This window comes from Paenirhodobacter enshiensis, assembly GCF_000740785.1.
Taxonomy (GTDB): Bacteria; Pseudomonadota; Alphaproteobacteria; order Rhodobacterales; family Rhodobacteraceae; genus Rhodobacter; species Rhodobacter enshiensis.
The window spans coordinates 1-23,955 of record NZ_JFZB01000037.1; the positions used below are offsets into that span (position 1 = coordinate 1).

The window sequence follows — 23,955 nt, forward strand, 5'->3', positions numbered from 1 at the left end:
AAACTGTCCGGAAAATGGGGACCACCTCAAAGGGATGGGGAGTAGCTCACGTCTGACGCAAGTTGCCCGGGAGATCGACCTCCAGATCGTGACGGCCCAGTTGAACAGTCCCGAGCGACTGGCGCATTTCTTCGGTCAGGTGCTTCAAGAGGTCGGACAACGAGTGCGGCTTGTGGAGAGCCTCGACTATCGGGCGGACCGCCTGGGATCTATCTTCAGCTATTTCAGGCGCAACCCGGACGAAGCCTTGCTCTACGCGAGAACTGCCGACCATCCCGCAGATCAGGAAGCAATCGCAAACCGTGCCTATGCGGACTGCAACGGGAATGGGAATGTCGAGAGTGGTGACGGGTGGAGATTCCGCGGACGCGCCCTTAAGCAGGTCACCGGTCGCGCGAATTACCGAGCCTTCACCGAAGATCATGCTCAAATGTTCGGTGAGCAGATCGACTTCGAGGCTGAGCCGGACTTGCTGGAAACACCACGCTACGCCGTTCGTTCGGCCCTTTGGTTCTGGCACGCCAACGATCTCTATTCGCTCGCGGACGCAGGTATCAACCGCGCTGCCGCCGACAGCATTACAGCGATCATCAATCGTGGGACGGATTCCTATGAGCAACGCCGGGAAAACATTCGTCGGCTGAGCGAGGCGGAGGTTTTCGCAAACGTCTGTCGTTTTCCGTCTCTCGCCCGCGCTTCGAAGACGCGGAATGAGAAACGCTGTCTGGATCCGTGCTGCTCTCTTGCTATCGGGCCTCGCCAGTCCATCCGTGGGCCAAACGATCTTTGATGGCCCTTCTGTCGAATCGACGCTGCTAGTTGACCTACGGCCTCGAGGCGAGGATCGATTTGCCATCCATCTGACCGACAAAACGACCGGCCGACAACTGGACTACGAGTTTGACGGCGAGGGCGCGAACGATCCAGAGCCGCTACTGCAATACGTCGGTCATCCTGCTGACGATCGAGTTTCCATGGCGGCATTCATTGCCGCAATACTCCCGCGTCCTTGACACCTACGCCTTCCCAGATCGGACTTGGCGTATATCGATATGACGGCTGGGCCGGTGCCCGACATTGCTATGCGCGACAGCTCTCAGATTGAGACCGAAGACATGCCAATGCAACCACCGATTTTCGCTGAATGCATCTCAGATTACAGCGGAGGCCCGTTTATATTTTAAGTAAAAACAATGGACTATGGCGGCATTGGGGTGGAGAAGGTTGGATTTCAGTCCCACCCCCTTCGCCAGATCCCCCGTATGTATTCAGATATAAACCATTGAGTTGACTTACACTTGTCTTCATGTGCTGCGATGGGCTTAATCCGATGCCGTATTTTGCCGCATATTGCCTTGTTTGTTCGCGCATGGGTTCCAGCGTTTCTTCGGCTGTCGGCCGCGGAACTCGGGTGGCAGCAGATGAGGAGACGCGAAGGCGTTTCAACAACTCGGGACTATTCAGAGATATCCTTGGATCACACGCGCGACATCTCGCAGCTTCTGAGCAGAAGGGCCTGATCTCTCATGCCCCAGGCTTCTCCGGAAAAAACGCGGCTCAGTCTGTGGCGAGCCGGCGCACCGCGAGCCAGCTTGCCAGAGCCATCGCCCCCGCGGTCGTCAGGCAAAGCGCAAGCCCGCCAATCTGATAGCTGAGCCCCGACAGAAGCGTTCCGACCAGCCGGCCTGCCGCATTCGCCATGTAGTAGAAGCCGACGTCGCGGGTGATCCTCTCGGCCGATCCAAAGGCGAGGATCAGGTAGGAGTGGACCGAGGAATTGATCGCGAAGACATAGCCGAACAGCAACAACCCGCCGATCAGCGTGGCGCTCAGCCAGGGGGCGGGCCCGCCGGCCATCGCGGCGGCGATCGCCAGCGCGAACGGGATCGGCACCAGAAGCCCGGCCCAGAAGATCGCCTTGCGGATGATCCCGGATTCCGGTTGGCCCCGTGCGCCGAGGATCCGGGGCGCAAGCGCCTGCACCGCACCGTAACCGATGATCCACAGCGCCAGAAAGCCGCCGATCAGGAAGAAGGCGGTGCGGCGTCCCTCGCTCGTGCCGTCGGACAGGGCGGCCTGAAAGTAGACCGGGATGCCGACCACGAACCAGACATCGCGCGCGCCGAACAGGAACAGGCGTGCCAGAGACAGCCGGTTGACCCGTGCGTCCGTCGCGCGCCAGCCGCCCCAGGATTCGTCGGATTTCATCCGCCCCGGCAGACCCGACGGCAGAAACATCATGACCGCCGCCAGAATGAGCGCGAGCACGGCCGCCATGCTCCAGACCGCGGCCCGGAACCCGACCAGCGCAAGCAGCATTGCCCCGAGGAAGAACCCCAGGCCCTTCACCGCGTTCTTCGATCCGGTCAGCGCCGCGACCCAGCGAAACAGACCGCCATCTTCCTTCGGAGCCAGCAGTTTCACCGCGGATTTCGAGGACATCTTGGCCAGGTCCTTGGCCACGCCCGAAACCCCCTGAACCGCCATCACGAAGACGACCGAGGCCGCGACTCCCCAGGACGGATCCAGCTGCGCAAGGGCCACGAGCGCCCCGATCTGCAACGCCAGCCCGCCATGCAGCGTGGCCGCCAGCCCGAACCGCGCCGCCAGCCATCCGGCGCCCAGATTGGTCGCGATCCCTGCGGCCTCATAAAGCAGGAACAGCCAGGCCAGCTGCACCGGCGTGAAGCCGAGGCTGTTGAACTGCAGCAGCACCAGCATCCGCAACGCCCCGTCGGACGCCATGAAGGCCCAGTAGGCCGCGGTGACGGCAGCGTAGGCGCGCAGCGCGTCTTCCGGCCGATCTGGCCGCGGGGCGCTGTCCCGGCCCGGCCCGCTCACAGCGATGCCGCGACCATGCGCGCGATATCGGCAAGCCGGCAGGCATAGCCCCATTCGTTGTCATACCAGGCGCAGACCTTCACCTGCGTGCCGTCGATCACCATGGTCGAGGGGCCATCGACGATGGCCGACCGGCGGTCGTTGGTGAAGTCGCTCGACACCAGCGGGCGGGTCTCGAAGCCGAGGATGCCGCTCAGCGGCCCCTCGGCGGCGGCGGCGGCGAACAGCGCGTTCACCTCCTCGGCCGTGGTCGGCCGGGCGACCTCGAACACGCCCTCGGTGAAGGACGCATTCAGCAGCGGTACGCGGATGGCATGGCCGTTCAGGCGGCCTTTCAGCTCGGGGTAAATCAGTGTGATCGCCGTGGCCGAGCCGGTCGTCGTCGGGATCAGGTTCGTCAGCGCCGAACGCGCCCGGCGCAGGTCCGCCGACGGGCGGTCCGCGATGGTCTGGGTGTTGGTCGCGTCGTGGATCGTGGTGATCGAGCCGTGCCGGATCCCGAGCGCTTCATGGATCACCTTCACCAGCGGGGCCAGACAGTTCGTGGTGCAGGACGCCGCGCTCAGCAGCGCCTGCGATCCGTCGTAAAGGTGCTGGTTCACCCCATAGACAAGATTGAGGGCGCTGTCCTCCTTCACCGGGGCCGAGACCACGACCTTGCGCACCCCGGCGGCATAGTAGGGCGCGACCTTCGCCGCGGTCCGGAACGCGCCGGTGCAGTCGATGACCATATCGACGCCCATCCGGGCCAGCGGAAGGGCGTCGATGCTGCGCTCATGCGTCAGGGGGACGGTCCGGCCGTTGAGGACAAGCGCCTCGTGTGCCGCGCTCACCGGCGTGGGCCAGCGGCCGTGAACGGAGTCGAACTCCATCAGCAGCGCGTGTTGCCGCGCATCTCCGATCGGATCGTTGAGCAGCACGATTTCGCCCCCGGTTCCGGTATCGGTCAGCTCGCGCAGCAGAAGTTTTCCGATCCGGCCGAGGCCGTTGATGGCGATGCGGGGCAGGGGATGTGTCATGGGGTCAGGCTTTCCGTGGGGTTTCGCTTTCGGGTGCGGCGCCGAGCGCATCGACCCGCGTTTGCACCGACATCCGGCCGAGGCTTTCGACGGGCAGTTCGGCGAATGCGATGATCCGGCGGCGCAAAACGGCGTAGCTTTGGGCGAAGGCCAGGGCCTTTTCGGCCTCGGTGCCGGTGGCCTTCACCGGATCTGGCAGGCCCCAGTGACCGGCGATCGGTTGTCCGGGCCAGGGCGGGCAATCCTCGGCCGCGGCGGTGTCGCAGACGGTGAACACGAAATCCATCACCGGCGCGCCGGCGCGGCGGAACTCCGAGACATGCTTGGCCCGCAGTCCTGAGGTGTCATGTCCGTTGCGCCGCAGCACCTCCAGCGCGAAGGGGTTCAGCGCGCTGTTGGGGCGCGTGCCGGCCGAGAACGCCCGGAACCGACCCTTTCCCAGATCGCGCAACAGCGCCTCGGCGAAGATCGAGCGGGCGGAGTTGCCCGAGCAGATGAACAGCACGTTGAACCCGGCCTCGGGGCACGCCATCGGGGCGGCCTGCGTGCCGGCAGGGGGCAGGGCTGGCAACAGGTCCGGCCGGGCCCGGCCCACATCGAGCGCGAGATAACCGATCAGCCCCTCGGTCACGCCGAGATCGACCGCGTAATACAGTGACCGTCCCTGCCGCTCGACCCCGACAAGGCCCGAGGCCGTCAGCTCGGCCAGATGATGCGAAAGCGTGTTCTGCTTCATCCCGAGCGCCTCGGCGATCTCGGTCGGGCGCACGCCCTGCGGGGCGAAGCGCATCAGCAATCTGAACACCGCAAGGCGGCCCGGATGTCCCAGGGTGGCAAAGGCGAGAGTGGCGCGATTCTGTTCCATATTTCCAGATTAATGGAAATGATTGATCGCGTCGAATGAAGGTTTCATGACAATCCCGGCCGGAGATGTGCCGCCGGACCCGGCGCAGGCTGAGGCCGTCGCGCAAGGATTGCCGCGTTTACACCACAGCATTCGCACTCATTGAGCGGATCTTATGTCTGGGAGGACAGGCTGTCGCCTTACTGTCGGTCCACCACTTTCCCGTTGTAGAACAAGGGATAAGTGGTGGGTGACCCTGGAATCGAACCAGGCGTGGGTCTCCCCGGCGGAGTTACAGTCCGCTGCCGCACCTTGCAGCTCGTCACCCGACGTGGCGCTGAATATCCGGGGGTGCACAGAGCGTCAAGCGGCTTTTTTACCCCGCATGACATGCGCCCCTTGCCAAAGCGGACGCGAGGCCTCAGGTAGGGGCCAACGAAAGGTCTGACGATGAAAAAGCCGGATTGGGTGATCGACAAGGAACGCGCCAAGCGCGCCGCGGCGGCGGAAACCGTGTGGCTGTTCGGCATTCACGCGGTGCGCGATGCGCTGCTGAATCCGAACCGCGAGCGGCTGCGTCTGGTGCTGACCAAGAATGCCTCGGACCGTCTGGGCGATGCCGTGGCCGCCGGCGGGCTGGAGCCCGAGATCGTCGAGCCGCGCAATTTCGACAAGGTGGTGCCGATCTCGTCCGATTCGGTGCATCAGGGCGCCGGGCTCGAGGTCCGTCCGCTCGACTGGGGCAAGCTCGACGACGTGGCGCTGACCGGGGCCGGGGCGCCTCTGGTCGTGCTGCTCGACCGGGTGACTGATCCGCACAACGTCGGCGCGATCCTGCGCTCGGCCGAGGTGTTCGGTGCCCGCGCCGTGGTCTCGCCCGCCCGTCATTCCGCCCCCGAAACCGGCGCGCTCGCGAAGACCGCTTCGGGCGCGCTGGAGCGTCAGCCCTATCTGCGGGTGACCAACCTCGCCGCCGCGATGACCGAGCTGCGCGAGATGGGCTATGTTCTCGTCGGCCTTGCCGGCGAAGCCGAGATGACCCTCGCCGAGGGCCTCGCACAGGTCGGCAAGCGCCCTGTCGGGCTGGTTCTCGGCGCTGAGGGGCCGGGGCTGCGCGACAAGACGCGCGAGACCTGCGACATGATCGTGCGCATTCCCTTCGCGGGGGCCTTCGGCTCGCTCAACGTCTCGAATGCGGCGGCCGTGTCGCTTTATGCGGCCGCGAACCGCTGATCTGTCGGCGGCGCTGCATCTTATCCCGGGGCAGCGCAAGCGAAAAACATCACATTCTCGGCATATTTTTTCGATTCGCCCTTTAAAGGTGCGACTCATGTCTTATGTTGGAAATCAGAAGAGCGGCTTTGGAACCGCCGCCCTTCCAGTTCACTGTCCCTCGTTCCGCCACTTGAGCGCCCGGCCTTCTTGGCTCGGGCGCTTTTTTCTGATCTTTTCGGCGTTCGGGGGCCGGTCTCGGGCCTCGTTCCCATTCCGGAGACCGTCATGACCGATGCCCAAATCCGCGAGATTCTGCAAGACACCCGGGTGATCGCCATCGTCGGACTGTCGGCAAAACCCGAGCGGCCGTCTTTCCACGTAGCGGAATTCCTGCAGCGCAGGGGCTACCGGATCGTTCCCGTCAATCCGGGCCTCGCCGGTCAGACCCTGTTCGGCGAGAGGGTTTATCCCGATCTCGCAGCCATCCCCGAAGATGCCCATGTCGACATGGTCGATATCTTCCGCGCCTCCGAAACTGTCCCGGCCATCGTCACCGAGGCCCTCGCTCACCTGCCGGAGCTTCGCACGATCTGGACCCAGCTCGGGGTGATCAGCCCCGAGGGTGCCGCGACTGCCCGTGCCGCCGGCAAGCGGGTGGTGATGGACCGATGTCCGAAGATCGAATACCCCCGCCTGATCGGCTGAGGCTGTCGCGATGATGCTATCAGCCCGCCGCCGCGTCACGAAGCGTGACCGCACAGAGGGGCGCTGCCCCTCTTGCCCCTGCGGGGCAATTCACCCCGGGATATTTATGGAAAGATGAAAGGTGCAGGGTGCGCTTCCTCTTTCATCTTTCCATAAATATCCCGGGGGTGAGGGCCGCAGGCCCGAGGGGGCAGAGCCCCCTTCTTTGCTTCTTGTGGAGCGGAGCCCCGGTTCTCAGGGTCATTCCGTGAATTCCGCCGGTTCCGCTCCGGTGATGCGCAGCAGCGTCGCGGGCGCGATCTCGAAAATATGGTGCGGCGTTCCGGCCGCGGCCCAGATCGTGGCGAAATCGCTCAGCCGCGGATCCCAGAAGCAGCGGATCGGGGTCAGATGACCGACCGGAGATACACCGCCGATGGCGAAGCCGGTCTCGGCCCGGATCTGTGCGGCATCGGCCTTGCCAAGCGGCTCGCCCGCGACCGAACTTGCCTTTTCGGCGCTCACCCGGTTGCCGCCTGCGGTCAGGAACAGGATCACCCGCCCGCTGTTTTCACCGCGAAAGATGATTGACTTGGCGATCTGATCGAGCGCGCAACCCGCCGCTTCGGCCGCTTCGGCCGCCTCAGCGGCGGTGCGGGCCTGAGAAACCTCGCGGATCTCCACCGCGACACCTGCCGCGTCAAGGGCGGCCCTCACCCGGTTGAGCGATTTGCTCATCTTGCTCTCCATGTTCCTGACCCTCCGGGGTCTAGCGCGCCGCGTCACGCTCCGAAACCCACTTCTGCCCCGGCGCAGGGGCGGCTATCGTGGCACCATGTGTGCCGATTTCGTTTCCGCCCTGAGCCGTTGCCCGCTTCCCTTCGACAGGGAGCGCGGCGCCGATGTCGTCAAGAGCTTCGGGCCCGCCCCTGAACCCCTGCGTGCGCTGATCGCGGGCGCGGCCGGCAGCTCGCCCTTCCTCGCCGCGCTGATCGAACGCGAAGGCGAGTGGTTGTCAGGGGCGCTCGCCGGCGATCCTTCCTCGGCGCTCGCGGCGGAACTCGACCGGATCGGCACCGTTGTCCCCGATACCCTCGGGGCGGAGCTGCGCCGGGCCAAGCGCCGGATCGCCGCGCTGACGGCACTGGCCGATCTCGGTGGGGTGTGGACGCTCGAACAGGTGACGGGCGCGCTCAGCCGTCTCGCGGATCGCGCGGCCGATCTCGCATTGCGTCATTTCGTCGGCGAGGAAATCCGCCGCGGCCGTCTGCCCGGCCAGACCGAAGCCGATATCGCGACGGCTGGCGGCGCGGTCGCGCTCGCCATGGGTAAGATGGGCGCGGACGAGCTGAACTATTCCTCCGACATCGACCTGATCTGTCTGTACGACGAAACCCGTTACGATCCGGCCGACCGGGTCGAGGCGAGGAGCGCCCTTGTGCGTGCCGTGCGCAAGATGGCGGCGCTGCTCAATGACCGCACATCGGATGGCTACGTGTTCCGCACCGACTTGCGGCTGCGCCCGGATGCCTCGGTGACGCCGGTGTGCCTGTCGATGGCCTCGGCCGAACTGTATTACGAATCCGAAGGCCGCACCTGGGAACGCGCCGCCTATATCAAGGCCCGCCCCTGCGCCGGCGACATCGCGGCCGGCACCCGCTTCCTGCACGAGTTGACGCCCTTCGTCTGGCGCCGGCACCTCGATTTCGCGGCGATCCGCGACGCCCACGACATGCGGCTGAAGATCCGCGATCACAAGGGGCTGAACGGGCCGGTGGTGGTGGCGGGGCACAACCTCAAGCTCGGCCGTGGCGGCATCCGCGAGATCGAGTTCTTCACCCAGACCCGGCAGCTGATCTCGGGCGGGCGCGATCCGTCGCTGCGGGTGCGCGGCACGGTGGCGGGGCTCGCACGGCTGGTGGCGGCGGGCTGGGTGCCGGCCGATGTCGCGGCCGAGCTGACCGACCATTACCGCGCGTTTCGCGAGATCGAGCATCGCATCCAGATGGTCAACGATGCCCAGACCCATGTGCTGCCGGCGACGGCCGAAGGGCTTGCCCGTGTCGCCTGCCTGTCGGGGGCCTCGGACGTTGCGGCATGGAGTGCAGAACTGCACGGTCGCCTCCTGCGCGTCGAGACGCTGACCGGCAGCTTCTTCGCCCCCGAGCCGGCCAGCGCGGCACGCCCGGATTTCGACCCGGCGGTCGAGCGGATGATCGAGGGCTGGCGCGGCTATCCGGCGCTGCGCTCGGAGCGCGCGCAGCAGGTGTTCTCTCGCATCGAGCCCGAGATCCTGTCGCGCATGTCGCGCGCCGCCAACCCCGACGAGGCGCTTCGTCAGTTCGACGGGTTTCTTTCAGGTCTGCCGGCCGGGGTGCAGCTGTTTTCGCTCTTCGAATCGAACCCCCAGCTGATCGAGCTGCTGGTCGACATCTGCGCCACCGCGCCCGGCCTCGCGGCCTATCTGTCGCGCAACGCGGGCGTGCTCGATGCGGTTCTGGGGGGCTCGTTCTTCGCGCCCTGGCAAGGGGCTGGTGTGCTGCGCGCCGGGCTCGAGGATGCTTTCGCGCGCGAAGGCGATTACGAAAGCCGGCTTGATGCGGCGCGGCGATGGGCGAAGGAATGGAAGTTCCGCGTCGGCGTGCATCATCTGCGCGGCATCGTCGATGCGGCCGAGGCCGCGCGGCAGTATTCCGATATCGCTTCGGTGGCGATCGCCGCGCTCTGGCCCGAGGTGGTGGCCGAATTCTCCCGCCGCCATGGGCCTCAGCCCGGCCGCGGCGCGGTGGTGGTGGGGATGGGCTCGCTCGGGGCGGAGCGGCTGAATGCCGCCTCGGACGTCGATCTGATCGTGATCTACGACGCCCGCGGCGCCGAGATGTCAAACGGGCCGAAGCCCCTGGCGACGCGACAATATTTCGCGCGGCTGACGCAATCTCTGATCACCGCGATCACCGCCGCGATGCCCGAGGGGAAACTCTATGACGTCGACATGCGGCTACGTCCCTCGGGGCGGCAGGGGCCGGTGGCGACCTCGCTCGAATCGTTCCGCAGCTATCAGATGGACGAGGCCTGGACATGGGAGCATCTGGCGCTGACCCGCGCGCGTCCACTCGCCGGAGAGCCTTCGCTGATGGACGATGTGGAGGCGGTGCGCCTCGAAGTGCTGCGCGAGAAGGGGCGGGAGGCGCGGGTGATGCCCGATCTCGCCGAGATGCGGGCGCGGATCTTCGCGGCCAAGACGCCCGAGTCTGCGTGGGAAGCCAAGATCGGTCCCGGCCGGTTGCAGGATCTGGAGTTGCTGGCGCAAAGCTTCGCTTTGCGTGCGGGCAGCGCCGCGCGCCATGTCGAGCCGCAGCTGAACGTCGGCGCCCGTCACGGGCTGATCTCGCGCGAGGATGCCGCCACGCTTGCCTCGGCCTATCGGTTCCTGTGGCGGCTGCAGGCGGGCGGCAGGCTGCTGACTGACCGGCCCATCGACCCCGAGACCATCGGCGAGGGCGGTCGCGCCTTCCTGTTGCGCGAAACCGGCTGCGAGACTGTGGCGGGCATGGCTACGCGCCTCGCCACGGTTACGGCGCAGGCCGCCGCGATCATCGACCGTGCCGTCGGTCCGGCTCAACAGTGAAGGAAGGCAGGGGCTCTGCCCCTCTTGCCCCTGCGGGGCAATTCACCCCGGGATATTTGAGGAAAGACGAATGGGGCAGAGGCTCCTGCTTTCGATTCGCCTCAAATATCCCGGGGGTGAGGGCCGAAGGCCCGAGGGGGCAGAGCCCCCTATCTTAAACTTTCCAGGGCGCAGAGCCGGCCGCCGGTCAGCGCGGCAGCGCCGCGGCCTCGCGCGCGAGGTCCTCGATCCCCATCCAGTCGCCCGCTTCCATTTTGGCCTGCGGCGCGACCCAGCTGCCGCCGGCGCAGAGCACGTTCTTCAGCGACAGGTAATCGGTCGCATTCGCGAGGCTCACCCCGCCCGTCGGACAGAACCCCACCTGCGGCATCGGCGCGCCGAGCGCCTTGATCGCCGCCGCTCCGCCCGAGGTGCCGGCCGGGAAGAACTTCAGGCAGTCATAGCCCCATTCCATCGCCCGCATCACCTCGGAGGCGGTGACGGCGCCGGGCAGGAGCGGCAGCCCCTCGTCCTCGCAGGCCTTCACCAGCGTTTCGGTCAGCCCGGGCGAGACGCCGAAACGCGCGCCCGCCGCCTTCGCCGCCTTCACGTCCGCCGCAGTGAGAAGTGTTCCCGCGCCGACAGTGCCGCCCTCGACATCGGCCATCGCCCGGATCGCCTCGAGCGCCACCGGCGTGCGCAGCGTGACTTCGAGCGCGGGCAGACCGCCCGCGACCAGCGCACGGGCGAGCGGCACGGCATGGGCCGCGTCCTTCACCACGATCACCGGGATGATCGGGGCGAGGGCGCAGATCCGGCGCGCCTGACGGGATTGCTCTGCTGGGGTCATCGAGGCCTCCGGGGCTGGATTACACGATCACGGCCGCGCCCGAGGTGGCGGGGCCGACGTTACGACGGAATACCGAGAACAGCTCGCGCCCGAGCCCGTGCTCGTTCGCCGAGAGATCCGCTGTGGCGGCGGGGCGGGTCTCGAACCCCTCGCTCAGGCAGTCGAGCGTGCCCGCCTCGGCATCGAGGCGCAGGATGTCGCCGTCCTGCACCTTGGCGATCGGGCCGCCGCCGACGGCCTCGGGGCAGACATGGATCGCCGCCGGCACCTTGCCCGAGGCCCCCGACATCCGCCCGTCCGTCACCAGCGCGACCTTCAGCCCGCGGCCTTGCAGCACCGACAGCACCGGGGTCAGCGAATGCAGTTCCGGCATACCGTTCGCCTGCGGCCCCTGAAAGCGCACCACGACCACGGTGTCCGAGGTGAACTCGCCCGCGGCGAAGGCGGCCTTGACCTGCTCCTGATCGGTGAAGACGCGGCAGGGGGCCTCGATCAGCCGGTGCTCGGGCGCCACGGCCGAGATCTTGATGACCCCGCGCCCGAGGTTGCCCGACAGCTGTTTCAGCCCGCCCTGCGGCTGGAACGGCGCGGCGGCCGGGCGCAGGATCTTGTCGTTCAGGCTGGTCTCCGGGCCCTCGACCCAGCTCAGCCGGCCGTCGATCAGCTTCGGCTCCTGCGTGTAAAGCGCCAGCCCGTCGCCCGCCACGGTGCGGGCATCGGCGTTCAGATAGCCGCCCTTCAGCAGCTCGCGGATCAGGAACTGCATCCCGCCCGCGGCGTGGAAATGGTTCACGTCGGCCAGACCGTTCGGATAGACCCGCGCCATCAGCGGCACGACCGAGGAAATCTCGTCGAAATCTTCCAGATCCAGCACGATCCCGGCCGCGCGCGCCATCGCCGGCAGATGGATCACCAGATTGGTCGACCCCCCCGTCGCCATCAGCCCGACGATGCCGTTGACGAAGGCGCGCTCGTCGAGGATTTCGGCGGCGGGGCGGTAATCGTTGCCGAGCGCGGTGATCGCCGCCGCCCGGCGCGCGGCGTGATCGGTCAGCGCATCGCGCAGCGGCGTGTTCGGGTTGATGAAGCTCGCGCCCGGCAGATGCAGGCCCATGATTTCCATCAGCATCTGGTTCGAATTCGCGGTGCCGTAGAAGGTGCAGGTGCCCGGCCCGTGATACGAGGCCATCTCGGCCGCCATCAGCTTGTCGCGGCCGATCTCGCCCGCGGCATAGGCGTTGCGCACGCGCGATTTTTCGTCATTCGGCAGGCCCGAGGTCATCGGTCCCGCGGGCGCGAAGATCGCGGGCACATGGCCGAAGGTCGCGGCCGCGATGATCAGCCCGGGCACGATCTTGTCGCACACGCCGAGATAGATCGCCGCGTCGAAACAGTTGTGGCTCATCGCCACCCCGGCGGCGAGCGCGATCACGTCGCGCGAGAACAGCGACATCTCCATCCCGGTCTGGCCCTGGGTGATGCCATCGCACATCGCGGGCACGCCGCCTGCCACCTGTGCCGTCGCCGTGCCGTCGAGCGCGGCCTTGATCCGTGCCGGGAACACCTCGAACGGCTGATGGGCGGAGAGCATGTCGTTGTAGGCAGTGACGATACCGATGTTGGGCACCCGCCCCTCGGCCAGAAGCGGTTTCTGCTCGCCCGCGGCGGCATAGGCATGGGCCTGATTGCCGCAGGTCAGATGCGTGCGCGCCGGCCCCTTGGCGGCCGCCTCGCGGATGCGGGCCATGTAGTCGGCGCGCGAGGCCGCCGAGCGGGTGCGGATCCGCTCGGTCACGCGGGCGATCGTGCTGTTCATCGGAACGGGCGTGTCGGTCATGGCTTCCTTCCGGTCGGCGACGGGACAACGCAAGAGGTGTAGCGCGGTTAGCGATAACAAATCAATCGTTCCGCTGGGGCCGATGATGCGGCCGCCCGGGCCGGGCTGGCAAGCCTAAACCGGCCCGGAGGAGCGAGGGATCCCCGCGCGGGCTTTCCTCAGCGGCGCCGGGGCGCTAGAGGAGAGCAAAGCCCAAGAAAGCCCCGGAGCCCCGCCATGTCCGCAACCGATCTGCCTGAAACCACCCCCGACGACGACGTCCGCGCCCGCCCGGTGGTGCGCCTGCGTCCCAAGGCCGAGGCCCGGGCGATCCGCCATGGCTTCCCTTGGGTCTATGTCGACGAGCTGGTGACCGACCGGCGCACGCAGGCCTTGGCCGGCGGCACCATCGCGACGCTCGAGGATGCCGAGCGCCGGCCGCTCGCCACGGTGACGGTCAACCCGAAGTCGAAGATCATCGCCCGGGTGATGTCGCGCGATGCCGGGGTGGAGATCGACCGCGCCTGGATCGCCGAACGCATCGCCCATGCGCTCGAACTGCGCGCGCGGCTGTTCGACGCGCCGTTCTACCGGCTGATCCATGCCGAGGCCGACGGGCTTCCGGGCGTCATCGTCGACCGCTTCGGCGATACCGCGGTGATCCAGCCCAACGCCGCCTGGTCCGAGACGATGATCGGCGACATCGCGGCGGCCCTCACCGAAGTCACCGGCGTCACCACCATCGTCAAGAACGGCTCTGGCCGCGCGCGTGGCCTTGAGGGGCTGAGCGAGGAAACCGTGCTTCTGTCGGGCGAGGTCGCCGGGCCGATCCCGGTGCCGATGAACGGCGCGATCTACATGGCCGACGTCCTCGGCGGGCAGAAGACCGGGCTGTTCTTCGACCAGCGGCCGAACCATGCCTTCGCCGCGCGTCTGGCGAAGGGGGCGCGCGTCCTCGATGTGTTCAGCCATGTCGGCGGCTTCGCGCTCGCGGCGCTGGCGGGGGGTGCGGTCTCGGCCTTGTCGGTCGATGCCTCGGCCGCGGCGCTCGACCTCGCGGGGCAGGGCGCCCGGGCGATGGGCGCCGAAGCGCGCTTCGCCACCCGTCAGGGCGATGCCTTCGCCACGCTGGAGGCCTTGGCGGCCGAGGGCGAGACCTTCGATCTGGTGATCTGCGATCCGCCCGCTTTCGCGCCGAACAAGCAGGCGCTCGAAGCCGGTCTGCGCGCCTATGAGCGGGTCGCGAAGCTCGCGGCGCCGCTGGTGGCGCCGGGCGGCTATCTCGGGTTGTGCTCGTGCTCGCACGCGGCCGATCTGGTGCAGTTCCGCGCCGCCTGCGGGCGCGGCATCGGCAAGGGCGGCCGGCGCGGGCAGATCATCCATACGGGCTATGCCGGCCCCGATCACCCGATGCTGCCGCAGCTTGCCGAGACCGCCTATCTGAAATCGCTGTTCTTCCGGCTCGACTGATGACGGGGGAGGAGAAGATCCTTCTCGATGCCTGCGTGCTTTACCCGACGGTCCTGCGCGAGATCCTGATCGGCGTCGCGGCGCGGGGGCTGTATCGCCCGCTCTGGTCGGCGCGGATTCTGGAGGAATGGGCCCGCGCCGCGGCCCGCAACGGCGGTCCTGTGGACGAGGCCATCGCGCGGGGCGAGATCGCGATGCTGCGCGCGCGCTTTCCGCAAGCCGAGGTCGCGCCGCGTCCGGGGCTGGAGGCACGGCTGTATCTGCCTGACGAGAATGACATCCATGTCCTCGCCGCCGCCATCGCCGGCGGGGCGGAGGCGATCGTCACCTACAACGCCGCCGATTTCCCGCGCGCCACGCTGGCGGGCGAAGGGCTCGACCGGCGCGACCCGGACGGCTTCCTGTGGGAGTTGTGGTCGCGCGATCCCGAGCCCGTGGCGGAGGCGGTCGAGGCCGTGCGCGCCGAGGCGGAGCGCCTCTCGGGCCAGCCGCAAAGCCTGCGCGCGCTGTTGAAGCGGGTGCGGCTGCACCGTCTGGGCAAGGCGCTGCAAGGCGCGTGAGGGGGCAGGGCATGGCCGAGGAACCGGGGCCGTTCGGAGTGGTGACGCTGGCGCGGCGCGGCGGCGGGGACTGGCTTCTGTCCGAACTCGTCGCGCGGGCCGAGGCGGCGGGCCGCCCCGTCATCGCCCTCGTGCGCGCCGAGGTGCCGGGCGAGGAGGGCTGCGACATGTCGCTGCGGCTGGTGCCGGGCGGGCGGGTGCAGGTGATCTCGCAAAGCCTTGGCCGGGAGGCGGAGGCCTGCGCGCTCGATCAGGGCGCGCTTGAGCAGGCGGTGGCCGAGACCGAGGCCGCGTTGCGCGCATCTGCCCCCGGCACACCGTTGATTCTGAACAAGTTCGGCAAGGTCGAGGCGGCGGGCCACGGCTGCCGGCCGCTGATCGCGCTGGCGCTTGAAACCGGGCACCCGGTGCTGACCTCGGTCGCGTCCGAGAACCGTGCGGCCTTCGACGCCTTCGCCGAAGGCCTCGCCGAGGATCTGCCGGCCGATCTCGATGGCCTTGAACGGTTCCTGTGGCCGCAAGGCCGCCCCTGACACCCCCCGGAAACCTTGCCCATGTCAAAGCGCTTTGACCTTGGCCGGGGGCGGGCTAGAGTGAGGCCGGTATCCCGTGCCCTCGCGTCAACAACGGAGACCCTGATGGTTTCGCGCGTCATTCCGGTGGACAGCTTCGATCTGGTGATTTTCGGTGCCACCGGAGACCTTGCGGCCCGCAAGGTGCTGCCGGGCCTTTACCGGCGGTTTTACTCGGGGCAGATGCCTGCCGATGCCCGCATCATCGGGGCGGCGCGTGCCGATCTCGACGCGGCGGGGTTTCGCGATTTCGCCGCCCGCGCGATCCGCGATCACGTCGGCCCGGCCAAGCAGGACAAGGCGCAGATCGCGGCGTTTCTGGAAGCGCTCGATTATGTCGCGCTCGATGCCACCGGCACGCAGGGCTGGGAGGAACTTGCCCCCAAGCTGCGCGCGGGCGTGGTGCGGGCGTTCTATTTCTCGGTCGCGCCGGCGCTGTTCGGCGACATCGCCGAGCGGCTGCATCAGCACGGCATCGCCACTGCCGACTCGCGCATCGTGGTGGAAAAGCCCTTCGGCCGCGATCTGGAGACCGCGAAGGCGCTGAACGCGACGCTCGCCACGCATTTCGCCGAAAGTCAGATCTACCGGATCGACCATTATCTCGGCAAGGAGACGGTGCAGAACCTGATGGCGGTGCGTTTCGCCAACATCCTGTTCGAACCGCTGTGGAACAGTCAGTATGTCGATCATGTGCAGATCACCGTCGCCGAGACGGTGGGCGTGGGCGGCCGGGGCAGCTACTACGACAAGTCGGGCGCGATGCGCGACATGGTGCAGAACCACCTGATGCAGCTTCTGTGCCTGATCGCGATGGAGCCGCCCTATCACTTCGACCCGGACGCGGTGCGCGACGAGAAGCTGAAGGTCATCCGCGCGCTGCAACCGGTGCCGCAGGCCGATATTGTGCGCGGTCAGTATCTGGGCACGCGCGGGCGCGGCAAGGATTCGGTCAGCAGCTATCTCGAAGACGTCGAAAACCCCGACAGCCGCACCGAGAGCTATATCGCGCTCAAGGTGCATGTGGCGAACTGGCGCTGGCAGGGCACGCCGTTCTATCTGCGCACCGGCAAGCGGTTGCGGGCGCGGACCTCGGAAATCGCCATCACCTTCAAGCAGCCGCCGCATTCGATCTTCGACGATGCCGCCGATACCTGGCAGGAGAACGTTCTCGTCATCCGGTTGCAGCCGAACGAGGGGATGAACCTGAAGGTGATGATCAAGGAGCCGGGGCCGGGCGGCATGCGTCTCGTTCAGGTGCCGCTCGACATGTCCTTCGCCGAGGCCTTGGGCGAGGAGGGGACCGACATCCCCGACGCCTACGAGCGCCTCATCATGGATGTGATCCGCGGCAACCAGACGCTGTTCATGCGTGGCGACGAGGTCGAGGCCGCCTGGGCCTGGGCCGATCCGATCATCCGCGGATGGGAGGAACGGATCGAGAAGCCGCAGGCCTACGACACCGGCTCGTCCGGGCCGGACGATGCGCTGATGCTGATGCACCGCGACGGCCGGCGCTGGCGGAGTATCCACGATTGACCTTCGAGGAGTATCCCGACCGCGAGATGCTGATGCTGGCGCTGGCCGACCGGCTGACCGGCGAATTGCGTCAGGCCATCGCACAGCACGGGCGCGCGACCTTCTCGGTGCCGGGCGGCACCACGCCCGGCCCGGTGTTCGACCTGCTTTCGGCGGTGGATCTCGACTGGGACAAGGTGTCGGTGGTGCTCAATGACGAGCGTTGGGTGCCCGAGGACAGCCCGCGCTCGAACACCCGTCTGCTGCGCGAGCGGCTGTTGCGCGGGCGCGCCGCCGCGGCGCATCTGGTGCCGCTTCATGCGCCGACGCCCGAGCCCGAGGACAGTCTCGACGCATTGGCCGAGGCGGTCGAAGCGGTGCTGCCCATCGACGTTCTCCTCCTCGGCATGGGGGCGGACATGCACACCGCCTCGCTGTTTCCGGGGGCGGATCTGCTTGAACAGGCGCTGGCCCCCGATGCGCCGGCGCTGATGGCACTTCGCGCCGAGGCTGCGGGTGAGGCGCGCATCACGCTCAGCGCGCGGGTGCTGCGCGATGCGATGCATTGTCACATCCTCATCATAGGCGACGAGAAACGTGCCGCGATCGAGCGCGCCGCCAGCTTGCCAGAGATCGAGGCTCCGGTGCATACCGTGCTTCGGAACGCTACCATTCATTGGGCCCCCTGATATGAACCAGTTCGACGATCTTATTGCCCATGCCGCCGGCGTGCAGGGGCGGTCGATTCTTTCCCTGTTCGACGCCGATCCTCACCGCGCCGGGGCGTTCGCCGCGGAATACGACGGGATGCTGTTCGACTATTCCAAGACCAATATCGACGCGACGGGGCGGGGGCTGCTGCTCGATCTCGCGCGCAAGGCGGGTGTCGCCGAGAAGCGCGACGCGATGTTCTCGGGCGCGAAGATCAACGAGACCGAGGGGCGCGCGGTGCTGCATACCGCCTGGCGCAATCCGGGCGCCGAAATCGTGGTCGACGGTCATGACGTGATGCCGGCGCTGCGCGAGACGCTGGCGCGGCTGCATGCCTTCGCCGAGGACGTGCGCAGCGGCCGGTTCCGCGGTCAGGGCGGCAAGATCACCGATGTGGTCAATATCGGCATCGGCGGATCGGACCTCGGTCCGGTGATGGCGACGCTGGCGATGGCGCCCTGGCATGACGGGCCGCGCACGCATTTCGTCTCGAACGTCGACGGGGCGCATATCCACGACACGCTCGCGGTTCTGAACCCGGAAACCACGCTGGTGATCGTCGCCTCGAAGACCTTCACCACGGTCGAGACGATGACCAACGCCGAGGCCGCGCGCCACTGGATGGCGGCGCGCGTCACCGATCCGACGGCGCAATTCGCCGCGATCTCGACCGCGACCGACCGCACCGAGGCCTTCGGCATCGCGCATGAGCGCGTCTTCGGTTTCGAGGACTGGGTGGGCGGGCGCTATTCCGTCTGGTCGCCGATCGGGCTGAGCGTGATGATCGCCGTGGGCCCCGGGCATTTCGACGAATTCCTCGCCGGCGGCGCCGCGATGGACCGCCATTTCCGCACCGCGCCGTTCGAGGCGAACCTGCCGGTGCTGCTCGCGCTCGTCGGTGTGTGGCACAACCAGATCCTCGGCCATGCGACGCGGGCGGTGTTGCCCTACGATCAGCGTCTGCTGCGCCTGCCGGCCTATCTCCAGCAGCTGGAGATGGAATCGAACGGCAAGCGGGTCAGCATGGACGGCGCCGATCTGCCCTATAACTCGGGCCCGGTGGTCTGGGGCGAGCCCGGCACCAACGGTCAGCACGCGTTTTACCAGCTGATCCATCAGGGCACCCGCGTCGTGCCCTGCGAATTCCTGATCGCCGCCGAGGGGCACGAGCCGAACCTCGCCCATCAGCATATCCTGCTCGCCGCCAACTGCCTTGCGCAGTCCGAGGCGCTGTTGCGCGGCCGTTCGCTCGACGTCGCGCGCGAGATCTGCCGCAAGAAGGGCTTCTCGGGGGCCGAGCTGGAACGTCAGGCGCGCCATCGCGTGTTCCCGGGCAACCGGCCCTCGACCACGCTGCTTTATCCGAAGCTGACGCCGTTCACGCTCGGCCAGATCGTGGCGCTTTATGAACATCGGGTGTTCGTCGAGGGCGCGATCCTCGGCATCAACAGCTTCGATCAGTGGGGCGTCGAACTCGGCAAGGAACTTGCGATGGCGCTCGCGCCGGTGCTCGAAGGCACGGCCGATGGCGCGGGCAAGGATGGCTCGACGCTGGCACTTGCCGCGCGCATCCGCGCGCTGCGGGGCTGAGAGTGACCGGGCTGAGGATGACAGGTCGCGCATGACGGGACGGATCGTCGCCTCCGACGCCGATGTCGCCGAAGGGATGGTCTGGCTCGCCGCGCGCGAGCCGCGCTTCGCCCGCGTGGCCGCGCTCACCGGCCCCTGGCCGCTGCGCCGGCGCGAAGACGGGTTCGGGGCGCTGCGCGACGCGATCATCGGGCAGCAGGTCTCGACCGCCTCGGCCTCGGCGATCCGGGGACGGGTGATCGCGGCCGGCTTCGACACGCCCGAAGCGATCTCGGCGGCCGATGACGAGGCTTTGCGCGGCTGCGGCCTGTCGCGGCAAAAGCTGCGCTATCTGCGCGCGCTCGCCGGCGCGGGGATCGACTTCGACGCGCTGCGAACCCTGCCCGACGAGACGGTGATGGAGGTGCTGTTGCCGCTTCCCGGCATCGGGCGCTGGACCGTCGAGATGTATCTGATCTTCGCGCTCGGTCGTGCTGATGTGTTCGCCGTCGACGACCTCGCCCTTGCCGAGGGGGCGCGGATGCTGTTCGATCTGCCCGAGCGGCCGAAGGGACGCGTCTTCGCGCGCCTCGCCGAAGACTGGTCGCCCTGGCGCGCGGTGGCGGCGCGCGGCCTGTGGGCCTATTACGCCGCGATGAAACAACGAGAGGGAGTGGCCCCGTGACGCGCAAACTGAAGGCCGGGCGGTTCGGCCCGAAATCGGGCAAGACGACGTCGGTCGTGGTGTTCCTGCATGGCTATGGCTCGAACGGCGCCGACCTGCTGGGTCTGGCCGAACCGATGAGCGGTGCGCTGCCGGACACGCTGTTCGTCGCCCCCGACGGCCCCGAACCGAGCCGCGGCAACCCGATGGGGTTTCAGTGGTTCTCGGTGCCGCGCTTCGACGGCTCGAGCGAGACCGAGATGGCCGCGGGCTTCGCGCGCTCGGCCGATGATATCAACGCTTTCCTCGATGAAATTCTGGCGGAGACCGGGCTTTCGGCCGACCGGCTGGCGCTCGTCGGGTTCTCGCAGGGTTCGGTGATGTCGATGCAGATCGCGCCGCGCCGGGCCGAGGCGATCGGCGGCGTCGTCGCTTTCTCGGGCCGGATGATCGCGCCCGAGAAGCTGGCGGCCGAGGCGGTCTCGAAACCGCCGGTGCTGCTGGTGCATGGCGATCAGGACCCGGTGATGCCGATCGCCGAGATGAAGGCCGCGGGCGATGCCCTCGTCGGCGCGGGCATCGAGACCTATGCCCATGTCGAGCGCGGCTGCGCCCATTCCATCGCCCAGGACGGATTCAGCGTGGCGCTGTCCTTCCTGCAAGACCGGCTCGGCTGAGCCTCGCACGGCGGAACCGAACGGGGGCGGTCCTTGCGGGGACCGCCCCTTTTGCATGTCGCGTCACGCCGTTGTCGCATCTTTGGGCGATCCTGTGCCCGGGCGGGCTGCGCGCCGATTGCGTGCTTGCCAGATGAGGAACGCCATATATAGTTGAGGCAATGGCAGGGGCGGGCTCCCCGCTCTGGGCCTCGGCGGCGACAGGGCGAAGGGTGGTGCGATCATGCTGGACCACGGCGACAGGTCGGATTTCCGGACACAGTTCGTGCGCGACCCGGTGCCCGCACGGCACTTCCCGGCACTGGTGCTGAATGCCGACTTTCGCCCGCTCAGCTATTATCCCCTCTCGCTCTGGCCCTGGCAGGAGGCGATCAAGGCGGTTTGTCTCGAAAGGGTGACGATCCTCGCCGAATATGACGAGGTGGTGCGCTCGCAGCGGGCGGAGATACGCATCCCCTCGGTGGTGGTGCTGAAAGAGTTCGTGAGGCCGAAGAAGCGCGTGGCTTTCACGCGCTTCAATCTTTTTCTGCGCGACGAATTTCGCTGTCAGTATTGCGGATCGCGCGGCGAGCTGACCTTCGACCATGTGGTGCCGCGCTCGAAGGGCGGGATCACCAGCTGGGAGAACGTGGTGGCGGCCTGCGCGCCGTGCAACCTCAAGAAGGCGAACAAGTCGCTGAAGGCCTCGGGGATGCAGTTGCACAAGGCCCCCTGCGCCCCCACCCCGGCCGAGATGCTGGCCATCGGGCGGCATTTTCCGCCCGGGCATCTGCATGAAAGCTGGGTCGATTTCCTCTATTGGGATGCCGAGCTGATGCCGTGATAGCGCGGGTGCGTGACTGCCCTCACGGGAAGGCTTGCGAGGCGCGCGCGCGGTTCAAGGCCCGTCTTCGGTAATCAGAGGGGCAGATATTCGACGATTTCCCCAGCCGAACGCGGCCCGTCGCCGAGCGGGCGGATCAGCAGCGCATCGGCTTCGGCGAGGATGCCGAGGCGCGCCGAATCCTGGCTCTCGAAGGCCTCGATCCGGGGCAGGGGAGAGGCGGGGATCAGGCGCGCGCGCATGTAATGCGTCCGTGGGCCGGCCGGGCCGACAGCCGCGGCGAGCACTGCCCTAAGCGGCTCGGGCCGGGCGTCGTGGCCAAGCATCCTTGCCAGCATCGGGCGCAGGAACAGCGCGGCGCAGACCGTCGCCGAGACCGGGTTTCCGGGCAGGCCGAGCAGCACGCTTTGTCCCATCCGCCCCGCCATCAGCGGCTTGCCGGGCCGCATCGAGATCTTCCAGAAGCTGCGTTCGAGCCCCATCGCCCCGGCCACCACACCGACCAGATCGTGATCGCCGACCGAGGCCCCGCCCGAGGTCAGGATCAGATCGGCGCCCCGCGCGGCGGTGAAGGCGGCGCGCAGGCTGTCCTCGGTGTCGCGCGCGATCGGCAACAGGTGCGCCTCGGCACCCGCGGCCTCGACCATCGCGGCGAGGATCAGCCCGTTCGAGGCGATGATCTGATCGGGGCCGGGGGTGTCGCCGGGTTCGACCAGCTCGTCGCCGGTCGACAGGATGGCGACGACCGGGCGGCGGTGGACCGAGACCTCGGCCACATTCATCGCCGCGATCAGTCCGATGTCGCGCGCGCTCAGCGGATGGCGCGGGAAAAAGCGGTCGCCCTCGGCGAAATCCTGACCGCGCGGACGGATGTTGTCCTTGTCGGCCAGCACCTCGGGCAGGGTCACGCTGTCGCCCACGCGGGTGACGTTCTCCTGCAGCACGACGATGCCGCCCGGGGCGGGGCAGGGCGCGCCGGTGAAGATGCGCACGGCCTGTCCGGCCACCAGCGGGCCGGTGTAGCGGCGCCCGGCCGCGGCCTCGCCCTCGACGCGCAGCACGGCGCCCGGGCGGTGGTCGGCGGCGGCGATCCAGTAGCCGTCCATCGAGGAGTTGTCGAACGGCGGCTGGGTCAGCCGCGCGGTGACGGCGCGGCTCAGCACCCGCCCGGCAGCGCGGCGCAGGGGCACCGTCTCGGCCGGCAGGGGGGCGACCAGATCCAGAACCTTTTCAAGCGCTTCCTCGACCGTGATCATTCCCTGGCCTCATACAGACCGGACTTTCCGCCGTCTTTCAGCACGACGCGGATGCCTTCGATCCGCATCCCGCGCTCTACCGCCTTGAGCATGTCATAGACCGTCAGCGCGGCGGTGGTGACGGCGGTCAGCGCCTCCATCTCCACCCCGGTGCGGCCGGTGGTCTTCACCGTCGCGGTGATGCGCACGCCCGGAAGGGCCGCGTCGGCCGCGAGATCCAGCGACACTTTGGTGATCGGCAGCGGATGGCACAGCGGGATCAGATCGGCGGTCTTCTTCGCGCCCATGATCCCGGCAAGACGCGCCACACCCAGAACATCGCCCTTCTTCGCCGTGCCTTCGAGAACATAGGCCAGCGTTTCGGGCAGCATCACCACCCGGCCCTCGGCGACAGCGACGCGCGACGTCTCGGCCTTGTCCGAGACATCGACCATATGCGCCTGTCCGGCGGCGTCGAAATGCGTCAGGCTCATGCCAGAAGGGCTCGCGTCGCGGCGGCGACGTCGGTCTGCCGCATCAGGCTTTCGCCGATCAGGAAGCGGCGTGCGCCCACCTCGGCCATCGCGGCCAGATCGTCAGGGGTGAAGATGCCACTCTCGCACACCAGATCGCGGCCCTCGGCGAGGATCTCGGGGGCGAGGGTGCGGGTGACGTCGAGCGTCACCTCGAAGGTCTTCAGATTGCGGTTGTTCACCCCGATCAGCGGCGATTTCAGCCGCAGCGCACGGTCGAGCTCCTCGGCATTGTGCACCTCGATCAGCGCGTCCATGCCCCAGTGCCGCGCGGCGTCTTCGAGTTCCTCGGCGAGACCGTCCTCGACCGAGGCCATGATGATCAGGATGCAGTCGGCGCCCCAGGACCGCGCCTCGGCGACCTGATAGGTGTCGTAGAGGAAATCCTTGCGCAGGCAGGGCAGCGCGCAGGCCGCCCGCGCCTGACGCAGGAATTCGGGCGAGCCCTGGAACGACGGCGCATCGGTCAGCACCGACAGACAGGCCGCGCCGCCCTCTTCATAGGCGGCCGCCAGCGCCGGCGGGTCGAAATCCGGCCGGATCAGCCCTTTCGAGGGCGAGGCCTTCTTGATTTCGCAAATCAGCCCGTAGCCGGTTTCCGCCTTTGCCGTCAGCGCCTTGCCGAAGTCGCGCGGCGCATCTTGCGAGCGCGCCTCGTCCTCGATGTCGGAGAGCGACCGCGCGGCCTTGGCGGCGGCGATCTCGTCGAGCTTGTAGGCCTTGATCTTGTCGAGAATGTTCATGTCG

At 67.7% G+C, this 23,955-nt stretch carries 21 protein-coding genes, 1 tRNA gene and 1 pseudogene; 13 read left to right on the plus strand and 10 right to left on the minus strand.

What is annotated here, in order from left to right:
- Nucleotides 1-790, plus strand: a pseudogene (locus CG50_RS17115) (glycoside hydrolase family 19 protein); the annotation flags it as partial.
- Nucleotides 791-1,557: 767 nt separating this feature from the next.
- On the opposite strand, the gene arsJ reads toward CG50_RS17115, so the two are convergent.
- The 4 genes from arsJ to CG50_RS16880 all read right to left on the minus strand — a co-directional run bounded on the left by arsJ (nucleotide 1,558) and on the right by CG50_RS16880 (nucleotide 5,032).
- Nucleotides 1,558-2,841: an organoarsenical effux MFS transporter ArsJ gene (gene arsJ / locus CG50_RS13550; protein ID WP_051910006.1), complete on the minus strand. Its 1,284-nt coding sequence runs from the start codon at nucleotides 2,839-2,841 to the stop codon at nucleotides 1,558-1,560.
- Complete coding sequence (locus tag CG50_RS13555) at nucleotides 2,838-3,848, minus strand: ArsJ-associated glyceraldehyde-3-phosphate dehydrogenase (RefSeq protein WP_152559535.1); 1,011 nt, start codon at nucleotides 3,846-3,848, stop codon at nucleotides 2,838-2,840. Before CG50_RS13555 ends, arsJ begins: the two co-directional genes overlap by 4 nt.
- A gap of 16 nt (nucleotides 3,849-3,864) precedes the next feature.
- Nucleotides 3,865-4,725, minus strand: a complete 861-nt coding sequence (locus tag CG50_RS13560; RefSeq protein WP_036639463.1) for a metalloregulator ArsR/SmtB family transcription factor — start codon at nucleotides 4,723-4,725, stop codon at nucleotides 3,865-3,867.
- A gap of 223 nt (nucleotides 4,726-4,948) precedes the next feature.
- Nucleotides 4,949-5,032, minus strand: a tRNA-Tyr gene (locus tag CG50_RS16880).
- Between the two features lie 122 nt (nucleotides 5,033-5,154).
- Between CG50_RS16880 and rlmB the strand changes: the two genes are divergently transcribed.
- Nucleotides 5,155-5,937, plus strand: coding sequence for a 23S rRNA (guanosine(2251)-2'-O)-methyltransferase RlmB (gene rlmB / locus CG50_RS13565; protein ID WP_036639465.1), 783 nt, complete (start codon nucleotides 5,155-5,157; stop codon nucleotides 5,935-5,937).
- Between the two features lie 267 nt (nucleotides 5,938-6,204).
- Nucleotides 6,205-6,624 carry a CoA-binding protein gene (locus CG50_RS13570; RefSeq protein WP_036639467.1) on the plus strand — a complete coding sequence of 140 codons (420 nt, stop codon included), beginning with the start codon at nucleotides 6,205-6,207 and terminating at the stop codon, nucleotides 6,622-6,624.
- A 240-nt stretch (nucleotides 6,625-6,864) separates the two neighbouring features.
- Here the strand turns inward: CG50_RS13570 and CG50_RS13575 are convergent, their stop codons facing one another.
- Nucleotides 6,865-7,341: a YbaK/EbsC family protein gene (locus CG50_RS13575; RefSeq protein ID WP_036639537.1), complete on the minus strand. Its 477-nt coding sequence runs from the start codon at nucleotides 7,339-7,341 to the stop codon at nucleotides 6,865-6,867.
- 97 nt (nucleotides 7,342-7,438) lie between these two features.
- Here CG50_RS13575 and CG50_RS13580 point away from each other — a divergent pair, with 97 nt between their 5' ends.
- Nucleotides 7,439-10,231, plus strand: a complete 2,793-nt coding sequence (locus CG50_RS13580; protein WP_036639470.1) for a [protein-PII] uridylyltransferase family protein — start codon at nucleotides 7,439-7,441, stop codon at nucleotides 10,229-10,231.
- A gap of 187 nt (nucleotides 10,232-10,418) precedes the next feature.
- Here CG50_RS13580 and eda read toward each other — a convergent pair whose 3' ends face one another.
- Together eda and edd are read right to left on the minus strand one after the other, a co-directional pair.
- On the minus strand, nucleotides 10,419-11,060 hold the full coding sequence (gene eda / locus CG50_RS13585; protein WP_036639472.1) for a bifunctional 4-hydroxy-2-oxoglutarate aldolase/2-dehydro-3-deoxy-phosphogluconate aldolase: 642 nt from the start codon (nucleotides 11,058-11,060) through the stop codon (nucleotides 10,419-10,421).
- 19 nt (nucleotides 11,061-11,079) lie between these two features.
- Nucleotides 11,080-12,897, minus strand: a complete 1,818-nt coding sequence (gene edd, locus CG50_RS13590) for a phosphogluconate dehydratase (RefSeq protein WP_036639474.1) — start codon at nucleotides 12,895-12,897, stop codon at nucleotides 11,080-11,082.
- 216 nt (nucleotides 12,898-13,113) lie between these two features.
- Here edd and CG50_RS13595 point away from each other — a divergent pair, with 216 nt between their 5' ends.
- From CG50_RS13595 to CG50_RS13635, 9 genes are all read left to right on the plus strand, one after another.
- Complete coding sequence (locus CG50_RS13595) at nucleotides 13,114-14,346, plus strand: RSP_2647 family RNA methyltransferase (protein ID WP_051910007.1); 1,233 nt, start codon at nucleotides 13,114-13,116, stop codon at nucleotides 14,344-14,346.
- Nucleotides 14,346-14,906, plus strand: a complete 561-nt coding sequence (locus CG50_RS13600) for an RSP_2648 family PIN domain-containing protein (protein WP_036639476.1) — start codon at nucleotides 14,346-14,348, stop codon at nucleotides 14,904-14,906. Before CG50_RS13595 ends, CG50_RS13600 begins: the two co-directional genes overlap by 1 nt.
- A gap of 11 nt (nucleotides 14,907-14,917) precedes the next feature.
- Nucleotides 14,918-15,439 carry a DUF2478 domain-containing protein gene (locus tag CG50_RS13605; protein WP_051910008.1) on the plus strand — a complete coding sequence of 174 codons (522 nt, stop codon included), beginning with the start codon at nucleotides 14,918-14,920 and terminating at the stop codon, nucleotides 15,437-15,439.
- A gap of 105 nt (nucleotides 15,440-15,544) precedes the next feature.
- Entirely contained in the window at nucleotides 15,545-17,017 is a 1,473-nt protein-coding gene (zwf, locus tag CG50_RS13610) for a glucose-6-phosphate dehydrogenase (protein WP_036639478.1), read from the plus strand.
- Nucleotides 17,014-17,685, plus strand: a complete 672-nt coding sequence (gene pgl, locus CG50_RS13615) for a 6-phosphogluconolactonase (protein WP_036639480.1) — start codon at nucleotides 17,014-17,016, stop codon at nucleotides 17,683-17,685. Before zwf ends, pgl begins: the two co-directional genes overlap by 4 nt.
- A 1-nt stretch (nucleotide 17,686) precedes the next feature.
- The gene (pgi, locus tag CG50_RS13620) at nucleotides 17,687-19,297 is read left to right on the plus strand and encodes a glucose-6-phosphate isomerase (protein ID WP_036639483.1); all 1,611 of its coding nucleotides are present in this window, start codon (nucleotides 17,687-17,689) and stop codon (nucleotides 19,295-19,297) included.
- Nucleotides 19,298-19,328: 31 nt separating this feature from the next.
- On the plus strand, nucleotides 19,329-19,961 hold the full coding sequence (locus tag CG50_RS13625) for a DNA-3-methyladenine glycosylase family protein (RefSeq protein WP_051910009.1): 633 nt from the start codon (nucleotides 19,329-19,331) through the stop codon (nucleotides 19,959-19,961).
- Nucleotides 19,958-20,617, plus strand: coding sequence for an alpha/beta hydrolase (locus CG50_RS13630; RefSeq protein ID WP_036639487.1), 660 nt, complete (start codon nucleotides 19,958-19,960; stop codon nucleotides 20,615-20,617). Before CG50_RS13625 ends, CG50_RS13630 begins: the two co-directional genes overlap by 4 nt.
- Nucleotides 20,618-20,840: 223 nt before the next feature.
- Nucleotides 20,841-21,440 (plus strand): HNH endonuclease, encoded by a 600-nt coding sequence (locus CG50_RS13635; RefSeq protein ID WP_036639489.1) that lies wholly within the window; start codon nucleotides 20,841-20,843, stop codon nucleotides 21,438-21,440.
- Between the two features lie 74 nt (nucleotides 21,441-21,514).
- Here the strand turns inward: CG50_RS13635 and CG50_RS13640 are convergent, their stop codons facing one another.
- The 3 genes from CG50_RS13640 to trpC are packed head-to-tail and all read right to left on the minus strand — an operon-like array spanning nucleotide 21,515 to nucleotide 23,951.
- On the minus strand, nucleotides 21,515-22,696 hold the full coding sequence (locus CG50_RS13640) for a molybdopterin molybdotransferase MoeA (RefSeq protein WP_036639492.1): 1,182 nt from the start codon (nucleotides 22,694-22,696) through the stop codon (nucleotides 21,515-21,517).
- Nucleotides 22,693-23,169: a cyclic pyranopterin monophosphate synthase MoaC gene (moaC, locus tag CG50_RS13645; RefSeq protein WP_036639494.1), complete on the minus strand. Its 477-nt coding sequence runs from the start codon at nucleotides 23,167-23,169 to the stop codon at nucleotides 22,693-22,695. Before moaC ends, CG50_RS13640 begins: the two co-directional genes overlap by 4 nt.
- On the minus strand, nucleotides 23,166-23,951 hold the full coding sequence (trpC, locus tag CG50_RS13650) for an indole-3-glycerol phosphate synthase TrpC (protein ID WP_036639496.1): 786 nt from the start codon (nucleotides 23,949-23,951) through the stop codon (nucleotides 23,166-23,168). The genes moaC and trpC overlap by 4 nt, the downstream gene beginning before the upstream one ends.
- Nucleotides 23,952-23,955 lie beyond the last annotated feature (4 nt).

Excerpts from the sequence above, each read along its gene's own strand:
- CG50_RS13560 (WP_036639463.1), bottom strand. The coding sequence starts at position 4,725 with ATGGAACAGAATCGCGCCACTCTCGCCTTTGCCACCCTGGGACATCCG.
- rlmB (WP_036639465.1), top strand. The coding sequence starts at position 5,155 with ATGAAAAAGCCGGATTGGGTGATCGACAAGGAACGCGCCAAGCGCGCC.
- CG50_RS13570 (WP_036639467.1), top strand. The coding sequence starts at position 6,205 with ATGACCGATGCCCAAATCCGCGAGATTCTGCAAGACACCCGGGTGATC.
- CG50_RS13575 (WP_036639537.1), bottom strand. The coding sequence starts at position 7,341 with ATGAGCAAATCGCTCAACCGGGTGAGGGCCGCCCTTGACGCGGCAGGT.
- CG50_RS13580 (WP_036639470.1), top strand. The coding sequence starts at position 7,439 with ATGTGTGCCGATTTCGTTTCCGCCCTGAGCCGTTGCCCGCTTCCCTTC.
- eda (WP_036639472.1), bottom strand. The coding sequence starts at position 11,060 with ATGACCCCAGCAGAGCAATCCCGTCAGGCGCGCCGGATCTGCGCCCTC.
- edd (WP_036639474.1), bottom strand. The coding sequence starts at position 12,897 with ATGACCGACACGCCCGTTCCGATGAACAGCACGATCGCCCGCGTGACC.
- CG50_RS13595 (WP_051910007.1), top strand. The coding sequence starts at position 13,114 with ATGTCCGCAACCGATCTGCCTGAAACCACCCCCGACGACGACGTCCGC.
- CG50_RS13600 (WP_036639476.1), top strand. The coding sequence starts at position 14,346 with ATGACGGGGGAGGAGAAGATCCTTCTCGATGCCTGCGTGCTTTACCCG.
- CG50_RS13605 (WP_051910008.1), top strand. The coding sequence starts at position 14,918 with ATGGCCGAGGAACCGGGGCCGTTCGGAGTGGTGACGCTGGCGCGGCGC.
- zwf (WP_036639478.1), top strand. The coding sequence starts at position 15,545 with ATGGTTTCGCGCGTCATTCCGGTGGACAGCTTCGATCTGGTGATTTTC.
- pgi (WP_036639483.1), top strand. The coding sequence starts at position 17,687 with ATGAACCAGTTCGACGATCTTATTGCCCATGCCGCCGGCGTGCAGGGG.
- CG50_RS13625 (WP_051910009.1), top strand. The coding sequence starts at position 19,329 with ATGACGGGACGGATCGTCGCCTCCGACGCCGATGTCGCCGAAGGGATG.
- CG50_RS13635 (WP_036639489.1), top strand. The coding sequence starts at position 20,841 with ATGCTGGACCACGGCGACAGGTCGGATTTCCGGACACAGTTCGTGCGC.
- CG50_RS13640 (WP_036639492.1), bottom strand. The coding sequence starts at position 22,696 with ATGATCACGGTCGAGGAAGCGCTTGAAAAGGTTCTGGATCTGGTCGCC.
- moaC (WP_036639494.1), bottom strand. The coding sequence starts at position 23,169 with ATGAGCCTGACGCATTTCGACGCCGCCGGACAGGCGCATATGGTCGAT.
- trpC (WP_036639496.1), bottom strand. The coding sequence starts at position 23,951 with ATGAACATTCTCGACAAGATCAAGGCCTACAAGCTCGACGAGATCGCC.